This window comes from Stieleria sedimenti (genome assembly GCF_025060895.1).
GTDB lineage: Bacteria > Planctomycetota > Planctomycetia > Pirellulales > Pirellulaceae > Stieleria > Stieleria sedimenti.
The window spans coordinates 1-1,561 of sequence record NZ_JANZKV010000369.1 but is presented as its reverse complement, the minus strand read 5'-3'; the positions used below and the strand labels follow the sequence as shown (position 1 = coordinate 1,561).

Annotated in this window: 1 protein-coding gene; it reads left to right on the top strand. The window is 58.4% G+C overall.

From position 1 onward, the window contains the following. Positions 1 to 295: 295 nt before the first annotated feature. Positions 296 to 1,483 carry a Na+/H+ antiporter NhaA gene (locus tag NZK35_RS33855; RefSeq protein ID WP_259636953.1) on the top strand — a complete coding sequence of 396 codons (1,188 nt, stop codon included), beginning with the start codon at positions 296 to 298 and terminating at the stop codon, positions 1,481 to 1,483. Positions 1,484 to 1,561: the final 78 nt, after the last annotated feature.

Sequence of the window (1,561 nt, the reverse complement as noted above, 5' to 3'; positions counted from 1 at the left end):
GAAGGCTGGACACCAACGGGTGCTGATTCCCCATTCAAGCTTCCTACGCCGATCACGGCGTGTCTCCGTTGTGGCGGTTGTCCCTCAAATCTGGCGATACGACGTCGATGACTTGCGATTAAGGGTGAATCGCCGGTCTTGCTGATGAACTTCTTGCGCCCCGCTTTAACGGCGAACTACGCTTGCGGGACCTCCAAGATTGTGTTTCCAAACTAAGTAGATGACGGGACAAAGCCTGATGGCGACAGCATCGACGAATGCAAATCCGGTTCGCTCTTTTCTATACAACAACTCGATGTTCCTGGTCCTGGGATCGTTGGCTGCGTTGTTGTGGGCTAACGCCGATGGATTGTTTTCGGGGCATTCGTATCACAACTTTGTGCACGTCAACCTGTGGCCGCTTGCCGGTTCGGGCCACGGCGATCACGGCGCCCATGGTTTGACATTCCACTTTGTGGTCAACGATATTTTGATGGCGTTGTTCTTTGCCATCGCCGCCAAGGAAGTTTGGGAATCCATTTTGCCGGGCGGGGCGCTGTCGAATCTGCGGACCGCGGCAACGCCCCTTCTGGCAACCGCCGGCGGTGTCGTCGGACCTTCGGTGGTCTATTTGGCGGGCGCGGTTGCCGTGGGGCAATATTCCGAGCTTGGAAACGGGTGGGCGATCCCCTGTGCGACCGATATTGCGTTCAGCTATCTGATCGCCCGTTTGATCTTCGGCAGCGGGCATCCGGCGATATCGTTTTTGCTGCTGCTAGCGATTGCCGACGATGCCTTGGGGCTGGCGATTTTGGCGGTGTTCTATCCGTCCAGCGAGGTCAATCTTGCCTGGTTGGGCCTGACGGCGATCGCTGTCACGACGGGCTTGGGCTTCAAACGCAGCGGCGTACGCAATTTCTGGTGGTATTTGGCGATCCCGGGCATCATGAGCTGGGTGTCGTTCTACATGGCTGGCATTCACGCTGCACTCGGCTTGGTGCCCATCATCGCCACCCTCCCCCATGCAAACACGGACGCCGGGCTGTTTGCCGAAACCGGCGAAGAATTGGATACTTTGAATCAGTTTGAGCATTGGTGGAAAGAACCGGTCGAGCTGATCTTGGGTCTGTTCGCCTTGGTCAACGCCGGTGTGGTGCTATCGAGCGTCGGCGCGGGAACCTGGCTGGTGACCATGGGGCTGTTCGTGGGCAAACCCCTGGGAATTTTCGCCTTCAGCTACTTCGCGGTTCGGGTGTTGAAACTCGACTTGCCCGGCGGAATGAATCTCAAGCACGTCGCGGTGATCGGTTGCATCGCCAGTTTAGGGTTCACCGTGGCCCTGTTCGTCTCGACTGCTGCGTTCCCCAATCCCGGACCGATCCAAGACTCCGTCAAAATGGGCGCGTTGCTGAGTTTTCTGGCCCCCGTCAGTGCCTTGGCGACCGCCTGGTTGATGGGAATCCGCCCGGCGTTCCTGGGCGGCGAAGAAGAGGTCAGCGTGTAACCGGGGTGCCAGTGCGGAATAGGGGGCAGGCACGAACGACACGGCGAAAGTAAACGGGGAGTCGGCAACCGTTGGTGT

Bases quoted from the DNA above. Each gene is read 5' to 3' on its own strand.
- NZK35_RS33855 (WP_259636953.1), top strand. From the start codon at position 296: ATGTTCCTGGTCCTGGGATCGTTGGCTGCGTTGTTGTGGGCTAACGCC.